General features: G+C 65.4%; 1 protein-coding gene. It reads left to right on the top strand.

Translation table 11 applies throughout. The features are described from left to right. Positions 1-51: 51 nt before the first annotated feature. Positions 52-982, top strand: a protein-coding gene (locus ACOQFP_RS16500) for an IS5 family transposase (RefSeq protein WP_374222426.1) whose coding sequence is annotated in 2 segments (ribosomal slippage) — positions 52-444 and positions 446-982 — 930 coding nt in all. Because the reading frame shifts where the segments join, the coding sequence is not laid out codon by codon here.

Genomic DNA, 982 nt, shown 5'->3' with positions numbered 1-982 from the left:
ACTAGGGCGTGTCTCCCATAGCTGAGCGGTGACCCGCGAGACCGTGGCCGTATGGGACAGACGAAGTCACGATTTCGCCAGTTCACCGACGAGCAGTGGGAGCGGATAGAGCCCCTGCTGCCCTCCAATGAAGGGCGGCAGGGGCATCCGTTTCGCGACAATCGCAAAGTCGTCGAGGGGATCATCTACCGCTACCGAGCAGGTATTCCCTGGCGGGACCTACCCCGCGAGGAGTTCGGTGCGTGGCAGACCGTGTGGAAGCGTCACGCCCGCTACGCCCGGGACGGGACCTGGGATCGCATCCTGCACGTGATCCTGGCCGATGCCGACGCAGCCGGAAAGATCGACTGGAACGTCTCGGTCGACGCCACCATCTGCCGCGCTCATCAGCACAGCACAAATACAACGCGCCCTGAGCAGGACACAGGGGGCAGGGTCGAATCACAAGAACCGGCCCTTCCGGGACTGTGAACCCGCAGGTCACGGCATCGGTCGCTCGCGAGGAGGGCTGACCACCAAGATTCACAGTGCTGTCGATGGCCGCGGCCGACCGCTGGCGAACGTGATCACCGGTGGGCAACGAAACGACGGCGCGATGCTGGCCGAAGTCCTGGCCGACATCCACGTCCCACGCCACGGCAAGGGCCGACCCCGCACCCGCCCCGACGCGGTGATCGCAGACAAGGCCTACTCGTCCGGCACGATCCGCCGCCAGCTCCGCAGTCGCGGTATCGCCGCTGTCATCCCGGAGAAAAGCGACACCATCGCCGCTCGCGAACGCCGCGGCAGCCGCGGTGGCCGACCCCCGAAACTCGACACTGACCTCTACAAAGACCGAAACGTCGTTGAACGTTCCTTCGCTCTGGCCAAGCAATGGCGAGCGCTGGCCACCCGCTACGACAAACTCGCGATCACCTACCGCGCCGCCGTCACCCTCTGCGCAATTCTCACCTGGCTACGCCGATTGGGAGACACGCCCTAG

Origin of the sequence: Rhodococcus sp. MALMAid1271 (assembly GCF_049195265.1) — a bacterium.
GTDB lineage: Bacteria > Actinomycetota > Actinomycetes > Mycobacteriales > Mycobacteriaceae > Rhodococcoides.
Note: the sequence above shows the minus strand (reverse complement) of the source record. Positions and strands in the feature narration are given on the sequence as shown.